General features: G+C 32.3%; 18 protein-coding genes. 6 read left to right on the top strand and 12 right to left on the bottom strand.

The genetic code is table 11. The features are described 5' to 3' along the window. Window positions 1-12 precede the first annotated feature (12 nt). The 3 genes from ACOQOS_RS18895 to rsgA all read right to left on the bottom strand — a co-directional run bounded on the left by ACOQOS_RS18895 (window position 13) and on the right by rsgA (window position 3435). A complete protein-coding gene (locus ACOQOS_RS18895; protein WP_420572034.1) occupies window positions 13-1920 on the bottom strand; it encodes a DUF3857 domain-containing protein in 1908 nt (635 codons plus the stop codon). A gap of 107 nt (window positions 1921-2027) precedes the next feature. Continuing rightward, window positions 2028-2480: a D-aminoacyl-tRNA deacylase gene (gene dtd / locus ACOQOS_RS18890; protein ID WP_420572033.1), complete on the bottom strand. Its 453-nt coding sequence runs from the start codon at window positions 2478-2480 to the stop codon at window positions 2028-2030. A 1-nt stretch (window position 2481) separates the two neighbouring features. Beyond that, on the bottom strand, window positions 2482-3435 hold the full coding sequence (rsgA, locus tag ACOQOS_RS18885; protein WP_420572032.1) for a ribosome small subunit-dependent GTPase A: 954 nt from the start codon (window positions 3433-3435) through the stop codon (window positions 2482-2484). A gap of 409 nt (window positions 3436-3844) precedes the next feature. Here rsgA and ACOQOS_RS18880 point away from each other — a divergent pair, with 409 nt between their 5' ends. Further along, window positions 3845-4078: a hypothetical protein gene (locus ACOQOS_RS18880; protein WP_420572031.1), complete on the top strand. Its 234-nt coding sequence runs from the start codon at window positions 3845-3847 to the stop codon at window positions 4076-4078. Between the two features lie 61 nt (window positions 4079-4139). Here the strand turns inward: ACOQOS_RS18880 and ACOQOS_RS18875 are convergent, their stop codons facing one another. From ACOQOS_RS18875 to ACOQOS_RS18860, 4 genes are all read right to left on the bottom strand, one after another. Further along, window positions 4140-5222, bottom strand: a complete 1083-nt coding sequence (locus ACOQOS_RS18875) for a chorismate mutase (protein ID WP_420572030.1) — start codon at window positions 5220-5222, stop codon at window positions 4140-4142. A 168-nt stretch (window positions 5223-5390) separates the two neighbouring features. Next, a complete protein-coding gene (locus ACOQOS_RS18870; RefSeq protein WP_420572029.1) occupies window positions 5391-6239 on the bottom strand; it encodes a prephenate dehydrogenase in 849 nt (282 codons plus the stop codon). Between the two features lie 3 nt (window positions 6240-6242). Next, on the bottom strand, window positions 6243-7394 hold the full coding sequence (locus ACOQOS_RS18865) for a pyridoxal phosphate-dependent aminotransferase (RefSeq protein ID WP_420572028.1): 1152 nt from the start codon (window positions 7392-7394) through the stop codon (window positions 6243-6245). Beyond that, window positions 7391-8221, bottom strand: coding sequence for a prephenate dehydratase (locus tag ACOQOS_RS18860; RefSeq protein ID WP_420572027.1), 831 nt, complete (start codon window positions 8219-8221; stop codon window positions 7391-7393). Before ACOQOS_RS18860 ends, ACOQOS_RS18865 begins: the two co-directional genes overlap by 4 nt. 676 nt (window positions 8222-8897) lie before the next feature. Between ACOQOS_RS18860 and gldA the strand changes: the two genes are divergently transcribed. Continuing rightward, window positions 8898-9791 carry a gliding motility-associated ABC transporter ATP-binding subunit GldA gene (gldA, locus tag ACOQOS_RS18855; RefSeq protein ID WP_420572026.1) on the top strand — a complete coding sequence of 298 codons (894 nt, stop codon included), beginning with the start codon at window positions 8898-8900 and terminating at the stop codon, window positions 9789-9791. 41 nt (window positions 9792-9832) lie between these two features. Here gldA and ACOQOS_RS18850 read toward each other — a convergent pair whose 3' ends face one another. After that, window positions 9833-10537, bottom strand: coding sequence for a glycosyltransferase family 2 protein (locus tag ACOQOS_RS18850; RefSeq protein ID WP_420572025.1), 705 nt, complete (start codon window positions 10535-10537; stop codon window positions 9833-9835). A gap of 756 nt (window positions 10538-11293) precedes the next feature. Here ACOQOS_RS18850 and ACOQOS_RS18845 point away from each other — a divergent pair. Beyond that, window positions 11294-11611, top strand: coding sequence for a hypothetical protein (locus ACOQOS_RS18845; protein ID WP_420572024.1), 318 nt, complete (start codon window positions 11294-11296; stop codon window positions 11609-11611). 8 nt (window positions 11612-11619) lie between these two features. Here the strand turns inward: ACOQOS_RS18845 and ACOQOS_RS18840 are convergent, their stop codons facing one another. The 3 genes from ACOQOS_RS18840 to ACOQOS_RS18830 all read right to left on the bottom strand — a co-directional run bounded on the left by ACOQOS_RS18840 (window position 11620) and on the right by ACOQOS_RS18830 (window position 14125). Further along, window positions 11620-12366, bottom strand: coding sequence for a head GIN domain-containing protein (locus ACOQOS_RS18840; protein ID WP_420572023.1), 747 nt, complete (start codon window positions 12364-12366; stop codon window positions 11620-11622). Between the two features lie 21 nt (window positions 12367-12387). Beyond that, the gene (locus ACOQOS_RS18835; protein ID WP_420572022.1) at window positions 12388-12948 is read right to left on the bottom strand and encodes a hypothetical protein; all 561 of its coding nucleotides are present in this window, start codon (window positions 12946-12948) and stop codon (window positions 12388-12390) included. Window positions 12949-13012: 64 nt separating this feature from the next. Beyond that, the gene (locus ACOQOS_RS18830; protein ID WP_420572021.1) at window positions 13013-14125 is read right to left on the bottom strand and encodes an acyloxyacyl hydrolase; all 1113 of its coding nucleotides are present in this window, start codon (window positions 14123-14125) and stop codon (window positions 13013-13015) included. Between the two features lie 245 nt (window positions 14126-14370). Between ACOQOS_RS18830 and ACOQOS_RS18825 the strand changes: the two genes are divergently transcribed. The 3 genes from ACOQOS_RS18825 (at window position 14371) to ACOQOS_RS18815 (ending at window position 15492) form a co-directional block, all read left to right on the top strand. After that, a complete protein-coding gene (locus tag ACOQOS_RS18825; protein WP_420572020.1) occupies window positions 14371-14565 on the top strand; it encodes a class I lanthipeptide in 195 nt (64 codons plus the stop codon). Between the two features lie 31 nt (window positions 14566-14596). After that, the gene (locus ACOQOS_RS18820; protein WP_420572019.1) at window positions 14597-14788 is read left to right on the top strand and encodes a hypothetical protein; all 192 of its coding nucleotides are present in this window, start codon (window positions 14597-14599) and stop codon (window positions 14786-14788) included. A gap of 500 nt (window positions 14789-15288) precedes the next feature. Next, window positions 15289-15492: a class I lanthipeptide gene (locus ACOQOS_RS18815; protein ID WP_420572018.1), complete on the top strand. Its 204-nt coding sequence runs from the start codon at window positions 15289-15291 to the stop codon at window positions 15490-15492. Window positions 15493-15802: 310 nt separating this feature from the next. On the opposite strand, the gene metF is transcribed toward ACOQOS_RS18815, so the two are convergent. Further along, window positions 15803-16759, bottom strand: a complete 957-nt coding sequence (gene metF / locus ACOQOS_RS18810; RefSeq protein WP_420572017.1) for a methylenetetrahydrofolate reductase [NAD(P)H] — start codon at window positions 16757-16759, stop codon at window positions 15803-15805. Between the last annotated feature and the right edge of the window lie 125 nt (window positions 16760-16884).

The following is a 16884-nucleotide window of genomic DNA, read 5'->3' as shown; positions in this document are numbered from 1 at the left end:
TAGGTGAGATTGTTATTTTTTAACGAGTACAATTTTAGAACCATCGTATTTGACGATTTTTTTGATAAATTTTCGATAGTTTTTGTACTCTTCTTTTGGATACAAACCATCTTTTAGTTTGATTGTTCTTTGGTATTGTAAGGTTTGATCGTCTTTTTTGGTTATTGTGAATGTGTAGCTTCCAAATTTAGTTTCATATGTTACATTATCTGGAATTGCTTCTATTGTGAAATTAGCTGGCAATTTGATTTCATACTCATCTGTGTCGTAGTAACCTCTTTGAATTTCTAATGGGAATTTACGGTTTCGATAACGATCAGGAATACTCGTATTTCTGTTGAAAGCATTTGGAGCAAATAACATACGATCGCCCGTAATAACGCCATATGCATCTGCGTTTAATTTTACCTTTTCTGAGAATGCAATCGATTCTTTGTCATTGTCAAGTTTGATTTCATCAATATTTACATTGTTGATGGTTTGAAAATACTTTTTGTAATGCTTGTCTTTTTCTACTTGCGACCAATCTTCTAGGTAATATCGATCATCATATTGAATTCCATATGTTTTTATGGTAACATCACCAGCAATGTTTCCATTGTCATCTAAAGTATATGCTCCTGTAGTTTCTTGTAGATTTTCTTCTGTTGTATATTTTTTGGTATGTTTTAGTTTTCCTCCTTCTGGAGTAATTACTAATACGTTTCTATCATCTGTAAAGTCGCCAATATGACCAAAAGGCACTTTTTGACTTGTACATTCGAGCCAAATATCATCGCCATCATTTGGAATGTTAAGAATTACGTGATTTCCTTGCGCTAAGGAAGCAAAGTCATCATAGAAACCTACTATTTCTTTTCCTGCTTCTACATGCGTGTAATAAGATTCTACGCCAGCAATTTTGAGTAGTGCCATTGTATAGTTTGTTAATCCTTTACAATCGCCATAACCTACTTTGTCTACTTCGTCTGCGGGAATTGGTTGAAAACCTCCAATACCAACTTGCACGCTGATGTAACGTGTTTTATTTTGTACAAATTCATAGATGATTTTTGCTTTTTCACGATCTGTTTCTACACCTGCAATCATACTCTCAACTTTTGCTTTTGTAGCAGCATCAACCTTAGCACGACCAGTTAATAGACTTTGATACATCCATTTTCCAAATTCTTCCCAATTGTTAATTTCGCCTGTAACACCATCATAATAGAATTTATTGAGCGCAAAAAATACTCTTGGTTCTATTTCAGTGTCAGACGGACTGAGTGCTTCTGGTTTTATTCCTGAGATATTTTCAATGGTATAACTTAACTTTCCTTCTCTTTCATCTTTTACGACATTAAATTCATCAAGATTCAATTCTTTTTTATGCATTGTAAATCCTAAAGGATAGGTAATTTTATATGTACTTTTTTGTACACCTACATAGTATCCTAAAGGATTAAAACTTGGTAAACTTGCTGTGTTTTTTGTTTGGATTTTGCTTGTAAATGCTACTGTAAAAGGATATTCAATTGGTGTGTAGTCTAAATATTTTATACGAGAATCAGAATACATTGTTCCACCACTAACGGCACTAGCATCTATAAAATCTCGTTCGCGAATTTTCTTAATTTGTTTTCCAAATTTATTATAGATTTTTACTTCCGCATTTTTAACGCGAACTACATTATCGTACCAAACATAAGCTCCAATTCTACGGAGTCCATTTTCATTTAATACAGTTACGATACGTTTTTTAGAAATTTCCATATCGTTGATCGCCTTCACCTCAATAATGGTTTCATCGAGTCGAACAACTGCATTTGCATTTTTTGTTAATTCTTGTGGTAGTGTTAGGTAATTAGTTAGATCATCTTGAGCTTTTACTGTACTTAATGTAATTAAGAAAGCAGTAATTACCAATAGTTTTATGCGCATACTTTTGTGTTTTCTTATATTCGGGGGAATATGTCACGAATATAAGAAAAGTAATTAATTAGAGGAAAGAAAGTTAATAAGCGTATCATTTTATTAATAAACGTGTATTATTCTTTGTTTTTCGTGTCAATTATGATGGTTACAGGTCCATCATTTAACAAAGAAACCTTCATGTCTGCTCCAAAAATACCTGTTTGTACTTTTTGCTGGATATCTTTTTCAAATTGTGCTACAAACGCTTCGTATAGTGGCACAGAAATATCTGGTTTGGCAGCTTTGATATAACTCGGGCGATTTCCTTTTTTGGTACTTGCATGCAATGTAAATTGACTTACAACTATGGCTTCTCCTCCAACATCAATTAATGAAGTATTCATCACTCCGTTTTCATCATTGAAAATACGAAGTTTGGAGATTTTAGCAGATAACCAAGTAATATCTTCGTGCGTATCTTCATGTTCTATTCCTAGAAGAATTAGAAGCCCATGACCAATATTTGCGACTTTTTCTTGATTGACAGTAACACTTGCTTCAGAAACTCTTTGAATGACAGCTTTCATGTTATTGTTCTTTAAATTCGTCAACACGGTAATTACTTTCGTCACCTTCAATGATTTGCAGATAACTTTTGTAACGCGACCAAGCAATTTCTCCTTCTTCAACAGCATCTTTGATAGCACACTTTGGTTCTTCGATATGAATACAGTTATTGAATTTACATTCGTTTTTTAATGCTAGAAATTCTGGAAAGTAATCGCCTATTTCTTCTTTTTCCATGTCAACTATTCCAAAACCTTTGATTCCTGGAGTATCAATGATTTTTGCTCCAAATTCTAAATCAAACATTTCTGCAAAAGTAGTTGTATGTTGTCCTTGTTTGTGTTGTTCGGAGATTTCTTTGGTTTTTAGATTTAACTCTGGTGCAATAGCATTGACTAAAGTAGATTTTCCAACACCTGAATGTCCTGCAAACATACTTACAGTATTTTTCATGCGTTCTTTGACAGCTACTACATTTTCACCTTCTTTCGCAGAGATTTCAATACACTCGTACCCGATGTTTTCATAGATATCTTTGAGATACATAACTTCCGCACGACGTTCTATTTCTGCATAAGAGTCTATTTTATTGAATACTAATACACATGGAATCGAATAGGCTTCTGCAGTGACTAGAAAACGATCTATGAAACTTGGAAATGTTGGTGGATTGTCTATGGTAATTAGTAAAAAAACTTGATCGATGTTGGAAGCAATGATATGTGTCTGCTTCGATAGATTTACAGATTTACGGATGATATAGTTTTTACGATCAAAAATTTCATCAATGATTCCAGTTTCTGTATTGTTTTTGGTTTCTAAGGTAAAATTTACTTTATCACCAACTGCAATAGGATTGGTACTTTTTATCCCTTTGAGTCTGAATTTCCCTTTTATTCTACACTCATATTCTTTCCCTTCTTCGGTTTTTACCAAATACCAACTTCCCGTAGATTTATAAACAGTTCCTATCATTGGCGCAAAGATCATTATTATTCTTAAAATAACAAAAGGTTAAATGACAGCTTTTTAACAAAAAAATGATTCTTTAGGAACTACATATTTATTTTGACTTACAAAAGTTTTTATATATCACTTTTATAATCCATCAATAACTTATTTTTCACGTTTTAACAACCCATCATTAGTGTTGCTTTTTTTGAGGTGTTTTTATGTGTTGCTTTGAATCAGTATCCATTCAAAACCTAATAAACTATGGAAAAACAGAATTTAAACAACTTACTGCTTAACAAAAAATCCGTATCAAGTTTTCACAAACCGTTAATTTTATTTGTTGATAAATTATAATTCATCAATAGTGTTTCTTTTTTTGCAGTGAGATTCTCTCTTCTTTTGATCCTTATTAATTCAAAACTATTTTATAATGAAAAAAAGAAATTTAAAGAATTTAAAACTGAACAAGAATACTGTCTCTTTGATCAAAAATAATGGAGGTGCTGAACAATCAGCACGTAGAACTAATTGCGATTTATGTAATAGTAATCCAAATCATACTAACGGCTGCCCTGTAAAAAAATGTCATTCATTTGATGGTGGTCATTCTTGTGGTTGGATATGTACTTTAGGAGATTATACTCATACATGGTCTAGCAATTAGTTTTCTATAAATATCAAAAGCGAGCCAATTAGCTCGCTTTTCTATGTTTATATACTTCTACTTATTGATTGATAATTTTTTCTTGGTGGTTGATTGATTCTTGGTGAATTGCTTTAAATATTTTCAATACAAATTCTTCACTTAGTTGATTTTGTTCGCCTTCTAAGATCATTTTCCCAAGAATTTCGTTCCAACGTCTGGTTTGTAAGATGGCAACATTTTTCTCTTTTTTCAAGGCTCCAATTTTGTCAGCCACTTTCATACGCTTTCCTAACATTTCTATTAATTGATGATCTACTACATCAATTTGTGTACGCAATGTGTTTAGCGCATTTCGGTATTCTGCTTCAGTGTCTGTTGCTTTTCTGATTTTTAAATCTTCCATTACTTCTACAAGTCTAGTTGGTGTGATTTGCTGTTTAGCATCACTCCAAGCATTGTCTGGATCGAAATGTGTTTCTACCATTAATCCGTCGTAATTTAAGTCTAAAGCCGTTTGGCAGATATCAAATATGATGTCTCTGCGCCCAGCAATATGCGATGGATCTAGAATTAATGGTAAGTCTGGAAAACGATTTTGCAATTCGATTGGAATCTGCCATTCTGGATTGTTTCTGTAACGTGTTTTCTCATAGGTTGAAAATCCTCTGTGAATTACGCCTAATTTTGCAATGTTTGCGGAGTATAAACGTTCTACAGCACCTAACCATAGTGGCAAATCTGGATTTACGGGATTTTTCACCAGTACAATTTTGTCAGTTCCGTTGAGTGCATCTGCAATTTCCTGTACAATGAATGGACTTACTGTTGATCGTGCTCCAATCCAAAGTACATCTATATCGTGTTCTAATGCTAAGCGTACGTGTGTTGCGTTGGCAACTTCTGTTGCTGTGAGCATTCCTGTTTCTTCTTTGGCTTTTTGTAACCATTTGAGTCCAAGCGCCCCAACACCTTCAAAGTTTCCTGGACGTGTACGTGGTTTCCATATTCCTGCACGCAATACAGTTGCATCTGTATCTTTGAGTTCGTGTGCAATTTTTAGTACTTGATCTTCTGTTTCTGCACTGCATGGTCCTGCAATTACAAGTGGATGTTCTAATCCGAAGGCATTTAGCCAGTTTCTAAGTTCTTTTTTATTTTCCATGATTATCTTTTTTTATCTTTTTATCGATTCGTTGATCTGTTTTTTTGATTTTCCCACTTTTATAGGAAACTCCGCGTTAAGGATTGAGGCATTTGTTGGAGCTCTTTAAAAAAAGCGACTGCCGAAAGCCTGACCACCATTTTTTTGGTGGTAACGCCTAAATTGTTATTATTCGATTCCTTTTAATATTTTTTTTATGTGATTCGTATTTTCCATTTCTTCATAGATTCCGTTAAAATTATCTTGCAACATCAGGGTTTTAAATTCCTGTAAATTGGCAATGTATTCGTCTAGTGTTTCGATAACATTTGTTTTGTTTTGCTCAAATATGGGTGTCCACATGGCTGGCGAACTTTTTGCCAAACGCACTGTAGACGCAAATCCGCTTCCTGCTAAATCGAATATATCGCGTTCGTTTTTTTCTTTTTCAATGACTGTTTTCCCAAGCATAAACGAACTTATGTGCGATAGATGCGATACATATGCAATGTGTTTGTCATGCGATTTCGGATCCATATATCGAATGCGCATTCCTAAGTTTTTGAACAATTCTAATGCTTTTTCTTGCAAACTGAATGCTGTTTTTTCCACTTCACAAATGATATTTGTTTTGTTATCAAATAAACCTTTGATCGCCGCAGAAGGTCCTGAAAATTCTGTTCCTGCAATAGGATGCGTTGCCAAGAAATTTCTTCGTTTTACATGTGTTGCAATGCTTTGACAAATTTTTTCTTTTGTTGAACCCGCATCTATCACAAGCGTATGGTCGTTAATGGTATCTAAAACTTTCGTAATGACATAAATAGATGCATGTACCGGAATGGTGATGATGACAATATCAGCATTTTGCACTTGCGGAAGTGTCGCTTTTTGATGAATTAACTGTCTTTGCAGTGCTTCTTCTAAATGTGCATCGTTTGTATCAATTCCATAGATCGTAGCTTCAGGATAATTTTCTTGAATATCTAAAGACATGCTTCCGCCAATGAGTCCGATTCCTATGATGTATACGTTCATTTTTTATGCTTCTATTCTGTTGATTACTTCTTTTATTTTTTCTTCCGTGACACAAAGTGAGAAACGAATGTAGCCTTCTCCTTGCGTTCCAAATATGCTTCCCGGCGTGATGAATACATTTTTTTCATAGAGTAATTTGTCTATGAAAGCTTCTGAACTTAATGTGTTCTCCTTTGGTAATTTTGCCCAAACAAACATTCCTGCTGTTTCTGTGCTGAATGTGCAGTTTAATTTTGTCGCCAATTGCCAAATGAGTTGACGGCGTTTTGCATAGATTTTATTGAGTTCTGTAAACCAATCTTTAGAACTTGCCAAAGCTTTGATAGCTCCTTTTTGGATTCCGTAAAACATTCCTGAATCCATATTACTTTTTACTTTGAGTACGTGTTGAATGTGTGTTGCTTTTCCCATTACCATTCCTGTACGCCAACCTGCCATGTTGAAGGATTTACTGAGCGAATTGAGTTCTAAGGCAACTTCTTTTGCGCCTTCAATAGACAGTATACTCATAGGTTCATCATTAAGAATGAAACTGTATGGATTGTCATTGATGATAAGAATTTGGTGTTTTTTAGCAAAAGCGATCAGTTTTTCAAAGAATGTACGCGTTGCTTTTGCGCCAGTAGGCATATGCGGATAGTTTACCCACATGAGTTTTACTTTGCTCAAATCTTGCTGTTCTAATTCTTCTAAGTTTGGCAACCAATTGTTGTTTGCATCTAAATTGTAATATATAGGAATTGCGCCTAAAAGTTTTGTCACCGACGTATATGTTGGGTAACTTGGATTGGCAATTAATACTTCATCGCCTTCATCTAAATATGCCATAGAGATATGCATAATACCTTCTTTGCTTCCCATGAGTGGCAATACTTCTGTATCTGCATTTAGCGTGACTTTGTAATTGTTTTTATAGAAACTTGCAATGGCATTTCTTAATTCAGGAATTCCTTGATAGCTTTGATATTTATGCGCTGTATCATCATGTAAACTCGCTTCTAATGCATCAACTACTACCGTTGGCGGTTGTAAATCGGGACTTCCAATTCCGAGGTTTACAATTGGTTTTCCAGCAGCAATTAAGCTACGTACTTCTCTTAGTTTTCTAGAGAAGTAGTATTCTTCAACCGTATGTATGCGTTTTGCAGGAATCATGCGTTTCGTTGATTTTTATAGGTTCCTAATACTTTTAAATTTGTAGTCATTATTTCCAATACCGAGATTGCCTTCGTGTAGTCGTCATAAGCTTTGAACGTAACGTCTACAAAGAATGCATATTTCCAAGGTGTTTCCATGATTGGTAAAGATTGTATTTTGGTGAGATTGAGTTTGCAATCGCTCATTATATTCAGTACTGTTGCCAAACTGCCTCTTTTATGATCGAGTTCAAAGCGTAATGAAGCTTTGTCTATTTGATCTATTCCGTTTTTGGGTTGTTGTTTTTGGAGAATAACAAAGCGCGTTGCATTGGTTTTTATGGTTTGGATTTCTCCTGATAATATTTCTAATTGAAATAGTTCTGCTGCCATTTTTGTTGCTATAGCTGCAATTCCTTTTTGTTGTTTTTCATGAATTCTTTGTGCTACTGCTGCTGTATCCACATCTTCTACCAGTTTTATGTGTGGATATTGCTTGAAGAATTCTTTGCATTGTAATAACGCCATAGGATGCGAACAAACTTCTGTGATGTCATGAATGGTTTGATTTGGCAATGCCATGAGTTGATGCTGAATGTTTAGGTAATATTCTCCGTTGATGTGAATATTATTGGCATCAATGAGTGCATAATTTGGAATGATAGAACCTGCAATGGTATTTTCTATTGCCATGATTGCATACGCACTTTTTTCTTGCAATAAACTTGCTACCAAAGCATCAAAAGATAAGCATTCGTCGAGTTGTACTTCGTTTCCGAAGTACGCTTGTGCTACTTTGTGATGGTTAGAACCTTTTATTCCTTGTATGGCAATTGTTTGTTTCATTTGTTATTTCGTGTTGCTTTTACAGGTAATTTACCGTATCCATTTATAAACATTCATCAGTACTTTTACTTGATATTATTCCTAAAAAAGCACTCTATTTTGGTTTTTAATTTTCTTTTACTTTGCTCGCCCAAAGAAAAGAAACAAAAGAAAATGCGCTTTTTCCAGAGGTGTTTCTAGTTTTTTCTCTGAAAAACTATAACCGTAATTATTTTCTAATTTTTTTCCAAGGTTTCAAAAATTCTTAACGAAAAGAATTACTACACTGCGGAAAAAGAAAAACCATTTAGTTTTTCATATTAAATTCTTATTAACTTAATTAGACATAGCATTTTTCTTTTTAATTTTTATGCAAAAAAAAAGTTCCGAATGATTTCGGAACTTACTTTATATATTTTTTATGTTTTTACATTAAACTATACAACAAGGAGTTCCAGCTTCTTTCCGTAGAAGAAGTAAAAATATCCTTGCCAAAAATAGTTTGTATGAAACATGTTGTTTTTCATTTTGTTATAGCTAAAGTATAGATTATTTTTTATTATCAAAATCGTTTTCCAATATTTTTTGAAGAAAAACGTTTTTATCAATAAACCGTAGTATTTTTTGTTTTTATTTGATTTAAAGTTAAGAAATACTGATAAAAATTTATGTAATTTTGGCTAATTAATTCCTGTCTATGTCAATTGTAGTAGAAAATATCACAAAAATTTATGGCGAACAAAAAGCATTGAATAATGTTTCTTTTCGCGTTACAAAAGGAGAAATTGTCGGCTTTTTAGGCCCAAATGGTGCTGGAAAATCTACCATGATGAAAATTTTGACTACGTATTTGAAAGCGAGTTCAGGAACTGCCATTGTAAATGAGTTTGATACGACCATTGCTGCACGAGATGTTCAGAAAAGTGTTGGTTATCTTCCTGAGCACAATCCGTTGTACTTAGATATGCATGTACGCGAGTATTTAGCGTTTAATGCAAATGTGTATAAGATTTCAAAATCTCGCATTGATCAGGTTATTGAAATGACTGGTTTGTTGCCAGAAGCACGCAAAAAGATTAGTGAATTGTCTAAAGGATATCGTCAACGTGTTGGTTTGGCAAATGCTTTATTGCACGATCCAGAAGTGTTAATTTTAGATGAACCAACAACTGGATTGGATCCGAATCAATTGACAGAGATTCGTAATTTGATTACTTCTATTGGAAAAGAGAAAACCATTTTTCTGTCTACACATATTATGCAAGAAGTAGAAGCTATTTGCGATCGTGTGATTATTATTAATAAAGGAGAGATTGTTGCAGATACTACTTTAGCAAAATTACAGAAAGACCAATTGCAAGTGATTGAAGTTGAGTTTGATTATCGTATTGAAGATGTATTGATTGAACAACTTCCGCATGTAACGCAGGTTGTCAATACACGCGATTTGGTGTATGAGATCACGTTTGATACTACGAAAGATATGCGTCCAGCAATTTTTGATTTTGCGCACGACAATAGTTTGAAAACATTACAGATTAATCTAAAAAACAAGAATTTGGAAAGTTTATTTAGAGAGTTAACTGCTTAGGTTTTCTTTACTTTTAAATTCGTTTCACTCAATTCAAGTAATTATACTATTTTGATGAGATAATATTTAAGTTTATATATCTGGTCTATATGATCATCACCTAAATTATATTCATATCCCCATCTATTTTCATTGTTGACGTCACTCATTCGATTTGCATAAGTTTCATGTCTTTTATACAGATAATCTTTATCTATATATTTATAATGAAGTAATTTTAACTCTAATAAGCCTTGTTTATATTCCTCTGTATAAAATTCTGGACTGCAAGAATGTGATCCAGGGCCATAATTTATATTTTTCACTTTTTTTGGATCGAATATAATGTTCTTATCAAACATGCGATCTCTAAATCCATATTGTATTTGACTTGTAATTAGTTCTTTATAATTTGAGGGAAAGACTGATGCCATCATATTGTATCCAATAATAACAGGAATTGCAATTTCTTTATTTTTAGCTTCTATCAATTTTTCAATAAGCGATTCATGAAATAAAAATTCATCCATATCACATACAATTACATAGTCTGCCGTACTTCCTTTCCAACAATTATTACGCACATTCACCATCATATCTTCTCTATGTTCTCCATGCGTATCAAAATTTTTAATTACGATGTTAGTATCATCATTACTATCATTATATCGTTTTATAATCTCTCTTGAATCATCAGTACTCTCATTATCATATATTGTTATTTTACTACAAATTTTAGAGTAATAATTTAAGTTATGAGTTATCATTTTAGCCTCGTTATAACACAATAAAAATAGCTCTATGTTTATATCGTTTTTCATTAGTGTAAAATTAAAATTGATTTTTGATTATGGTAGATTCTAAAAATTAGTTTTTTGGCTAATAAATATTGCTATAGATTCTTCATCTATAATGTTTTTTATCAGTTTTCTGGAAAATTCCGCTTTCCAGACTATTAGGTTTGAAATAATAATGACAGTAATTACCGTCATTTTTACTACAACTAAACTTATTTTATTTAAAAGAATTTAGTCATTTTTAAAACTACAATTTTCTTATTAGATGTCAAAATCATCGAAAATATTTTTAATGTTTCCGCTTCAATTTTCAACAATACATGTATAAACAACTAGCACTTAAAAGTTTATTTAACGTGAGTTCGATATTACTATTTTATTATACAATTGACTGTCAGTAGATTATGCTTAATATCAAATCGAGCATTATTGAGATTAAATATATTTTATTTTTTACAGTATTTTCGTGAGCTTCGCTCGGTGCTTTCAGCAACACTTAAACTGACAATTAGTTACTTATCAGTAAATTACGAACCACATGATGACTTCTTATGTCGAACTCACGTTATTTAAATAATTAAGAACTTCTTAGAGTTTTGTTCATCAACAACGCATGAGTTTTTTACTACGATATTGTTTTAAATTCACATAAAAGTTTAATATAAAAAACAGTTACTTTATTTTAAGTATATTTTTTTATCTTTAAATTGAAAACTTAATGTGCTTATGGAAAATTATACACTACGCTATTCGAAGCGATCTTTTCGGTATGCTAAAATTAATTTCTTCTTAGTATGCGTTTTTATTGTTTTGACTGTATTAAATCCTAAAGGTGGAAATAAAATCGCTTCACTTTTAACAGGTGCTATTTTCTGTTTGTTGACAACACTTAGTTTTTCAGGAATTTACTTTTATCATCGAGGAACGAACCAATTTACAAAGTGGAAAAGACGATTTTCTTTTTTTGTTCACAATGGTATTTCAATAATGATTCTTTTATGGTTTCTAGCTTTAGCAGCCTATTTTGTTGGAATTATTGATTGATATTCATCTTAATCATTAAACAATAATCTTCCTATATAATGTGCCATCAACGTGATTGAAGCAGGACGATTGACCGCTATAACATCGCCAGTACCATAGATATCACCCGAAAGTTCTAGTTGTGGATTAATGATAATGTCATTGCTTCCGCGGGAAAATATAGACACTGTATTAGCCACAAAATCTGCTGCTTCTACACGAGAATTTCCTCCGGGAAAATTGATATCAAAGCTGTCCGTATTTCCCGAAATAAATAGATTTGATAAATTATTGAATACAATACTTACTTCTTGATTTTGTACTTGTAAGTTAAAATTTCCAGAAGCAGGACCGTCATCAGTGAAGTTTTCTGAAATTAGTTTTAGGCTAGGAAAAGTTAGAATTCCATCAGAACGTACCTCAAATTGTGTCTTACTTTTGATTTCGGTAATATTTGCAGCGGTAATATAAATGGTCGTAATCCCGTAATCGCGTACATAATTACAATTATTATTGTCTGATAAAAACAATTTATCTCCTACTACTTTTACTTCGACATCATTGATGAGATTTGCACCAGTTTCTACAATAACTTCTTGACTTATACCTTCTTTGATGACAAGATTGATTCCTTCTCCAACTTGTATTTTAGAGAAATCATTCACACGAATTTCTTCTGCAATAATGCTTCCAGCTGTTTGGAAACAGTCATTCGCATCTTCTTTATCGCAAGAAAAACAAATAAAAAGTAATAGTATAAAGTATCGTTTTTTCATTTTATCATATTTGATCACTTGCTACCATTTTGATTTTATTCCTTTTGCCTTTTTATTCAAGTTTAAGAAGTAAATCGCTGATACCATGTGTTTACTTACATTACGCATGTCTTTATTCGTGATTGCGATATTAAAAGCATACGTTAATTTAAAATCTCCTGAACCAAATCCAACTTCTGGACGTAGTCTTAGGCTGTTCTCTTTTTCCATGTCAAAATACCACGGAACACTCATTCCCATATTAAAATAAAGTGCATTTACCCAAACTGCTGCCTTTGGAGCAATGATATAATTATCATTTATATAATGTTCAGTCGATACTGCATATCCCAATCCGCCGATGATTGGTATTTTTTGAGCGACTGAGTCTTCTGTCCAATGATATTTAAAATAACCTATTTCAAACATCGTTTCTCTTGCTCCATGGATTCCTGAAATAATTCCTTCTAATGCTGGATTTTTTTTAGCATAACCAATTAAACCAAGATCTTCATTATTTTTTTCTTCCGGAGCAACTTGCGCCATTCCGTATTGACATATTAGCAACAATACTAGCAAATTAAATAAACTTCTTTTTTTCATCTTTTCGTTTTTGATTGATATTTAAAAGAGTTTATTATTGATAAACTGTTACAGTTTTATCATTTTACAAACGTATACCTATTCCTAATTCTACAGCTTCTGCTTTGGCTGCATGTGATTTGAGTGTTAAGGCTGCAAACCATTTTTTTCCAAAGTATCTTTTCATTCCTACACGGATGTATGTTTGTCCTTCAAAATCTACAGGATAGTATACATAATATCCTAATTGTGTGATGACTGATAATTTATTGATGAATAATTCATGTCCAACAAAAACACCAACACGTTTAAAATCTTCATCTCCTTTTACTTCTCCATTTGGAAATGCAATAGATCGATAACGAATCCATTCTTTTAAAAAGTTTGAGAAAAACACTTCTGCTCCAGCTTGTATGGTACTTTTCCTTCCTAAACGTTTGTCGGCATATGCTGATAACACTGTAAAACCATATTGCCCACTTCCTATGGCATCACTTTCATTTACTCCTGCACGTACAACAAAATTGAATTTTACAGGTTCCGCAAAACTTTCAGTCACTTCATTTTCTTGATACGCTAATAACGAAGTATCATCTAAGTTGTAATTGACTCCAATATTAAACGCAAGTGTGTTAATGCTTGTATTAGGTGCTTTTATATTGGCATTTGAATAATGTATGAATGATAATCCTGCTTGAATTCCGAACCTTTTGAAAAGGTTTTCTTTTTTGTAATTGAGCATTAAGTAGGTACTACTCATCAATCGTGAACCAAAGGCTATGTTTCTAAAGTTCTTTACTTTGTCGTAAGGATTACTTGTATATGCCAAACCTTGCCCGACACGCAACATTAGGTTTCGTTTTAAAAAATAGAAATTATAATGCGCATACAACGCTACATTTTCTCCTAAGTGTTTATTTTTTAGATTTTGATAGCTTAATGAAAGTCCATAATCGGGATAGTTATAAAACTGAGACCAATTGTCATATCCAAACGTTTTTTGATTATAACTAATGATAAAACCTTCTGGATGTCCTGTAATTAAATGTAGAATATCATCGTTATGACGTACTATATTTCCACTAAAATAATTAATATCAATCGTAGCCGCTTTGGGCGATTGCTCTTTTTTAGAAGTTGTTTCTTGTGCTATACAGAAACATGAATAGAGGAATATAAGGTAAACTACTTTTTTCATTGCGTTGACAAATGTAGTTTATATTTTAAAAATGCTTCTATTTCCTTCTTTTTTCTTGATGAAAGGTATTATTTCTAGATAAATTAAACAGTATTCTTTATAAAGTTATAAATAGCTTCTGTAAGCTCTTCGGTTGTATGTTTTAAAAATGTTAACTATTGCATCCACTTACTTGTAGTATTGGAAAACCGCTACAGCTAACTATTTCGTTTCCATAAATTTATCATAACCAAAAAACCTATATCATGAAAAAGAAATCTATTAAAAAATTACAATTGTATAAAGCTTCTATTTCTACATTAAATGCAAACGCATTATCTGGTGGAACAGCTCAAAGTGCGTATGATTTTTGTGAAACCATAAATATATGCGAAACTAGAGATTACACAGCGTGTAATGGAGAATTTGGTTGTCAATTGTATTTTACAATTAATTGCTAATTAATATTTATGAACCCAATTACTAGAAATTATGAAAAAAAGAAATATTGAAAAGTTACGATTAAAAAAAGCAGCTATTTCCAACTTGAACGCATCAAGTTCTACAGGAGGAACACTAGGAAACACACAATTTTGTCTTTCTGTTAATTTCTGCGAAACTATCGATTATACAGCATGCAATGGAGAATTTATATGCCAAATCTACACAGAACCTCAACGATAATTTATCATATGTATCGTACACAAAGTGGATCGTATTTTACGGTCCACTTTTTTAATATACGCTATTTAATTGTCAACTTACTGCAATCACGTAGTGAAAGTATTGTAAAACCCGTACAATAACTTATTGTTTTTTAATAGCTTTACAGTATCCAAATACAATCATAAAGCACCTACGTACGTTGGAATTATTTTTTTGTTAAAGCGGTAATTCCTTAAATGTCTAGTGAATTTTTGAATTCATATTCTACCAAATAGAATATCGTAGAGTATAGGCTACACGTAATGTTATACAATACTTATTGTCACTTCATGACAATACTAATAAAACTGATTTCTAAAATAATCGATTTTATGTTTAGTTAAAAAGAGGAACTTAAGGCATTCCTCTTTTTTTGTGCAAAAATGTTAAATACAGCGAACACGTACTTCTGGTAATGGAAAACCAACTCTTTTTTATGACGTTTTTCAATACTTTTATGAAAACAAAAAAAATAGATCATGAAAAAGAAATCAATACACAAATTATCACTCAAAAAAGCTTCTATTTCTACGTTAAATACGAAAGCTTTAACTGGCGGAAACAACACACTTTCTCAAATTGTATGTGAATCTCAAGATTTTTGCATTACTATAGATTATACAAGATGTAGAGGTGAATACAATTGCCAGATTTATCCTTACCCAACAGATCAAAACTTTTAGACAATAAGCGAAAATTTATTGCCTAACTTAATAATTACAGCCATGAAAAGAAGTTAATAATTAAGTTAGTTATAAAAGATATTATCTGCTTCTGCCACAAGTCTAACCAACTTTAGCAGATTTGGGTTTCTGTTTATATGCAGGAGTTGATTTCTATTTGTTAAACCTATCATAGTTACTAGTTATGATGGAAATCCTACATATGGTTTGTTAATCCGAGAACCGTAGGTTGCTTATAGATACGATACAAATGTATAGCAAAAGAGAGGAATTTATTTCCTCTCTTGTTCTTTCTTGTAGTTCATAATATTTAGAATATAGCTTTGGCAATTGCGTTGATATTGCTCGATCTTCCCATAGAATAATAATGTAATATAGGTACGCCAGCCGCTACCAATTCCTTGCTTTGTTGTATACACCATTCAATTCCTACTTTACGCACAGCTTTGTTGTCTTTACAACGAACTACACCCATAATTAAATCGTCTGGTAAATCTACTTTAAAACGATGCGGAATTAAGTTCAACTGCTTTCTGGTGGCAATAGGCTTTAATCCTGGAATGATAGGCACGGTAATTCCTTCGTTTCTACATTTTTCAACAAACTCAAAATATTTTTGATTGTCAAAAAACATCTGTGTTACAATATATTCTGCTCCAGCTTTTATCTTTTTCTTTAAGAAATGAATATCAGAGTCTAAACTTGGTGCTTCCATGTGTTTTTCAGGATAACCAGCTACACCAATACAGAAATCAGTTTTTGACGAGTTTTGTAATTCTTCATCCAAATACTTTCCGTTGTTTAAGTCTTGTATCTGACTTACCAATTCTGAAGCGTACCGGTGTCCTTCTTTTTCAGCCTTAAAATATGTTTCACTTTTTACGGCATCACCACGTAAAGCAACCACATTGTCAATTCCCAAGAAATCTAAATCAATTAAGAAATTTTCAGTGTCTTCTTTGGTAAATCCACCACACAAAATATGAGGAATCGCATCTACTTGATATCTGTTTTGAATCGCAGCGCAAATTCCAACAGTTCCTGGTCGTTTTTTTACCACTTGCTTCTTCAACAATCCATTCTCCAATTCTTTAAACGTATATTCTTCTCGGTGATATGTTACATCTATAAATGGTGGTTTATAGTCCATTAATGGATCAATATTATCAAATATCGATTTTATATCTTGTCCTTTTAATGGTGGTAATATTTCGAATGAAAATAATGTTTTCCCTTCCGATTTTGCAATATGTTCTGTTACTTTCATTTAATCCTTTAGGTTTCATTCCCGTGAAAACGAGAATCTTTGTTTTTGTATTTTCTTTCTCTATTTTTTTATCTGTCTTTTGTCGATTTGTTTATTCAACATGTATCATTTTTAATTCTTAATTT

This window comes from Kordia sp. (assembly GCF_965224175.1).
Lineage (GTDB): Bacteria > Bacteroidota > Bacteroidia > Flavobacteriales > Flavobacteriaceae > Kordia.
The sequence above is the reverse complement of the archived record's forward strand: the minus strand, read 5'-3'. Positions and strand labels throughout refer to the sequence as shown.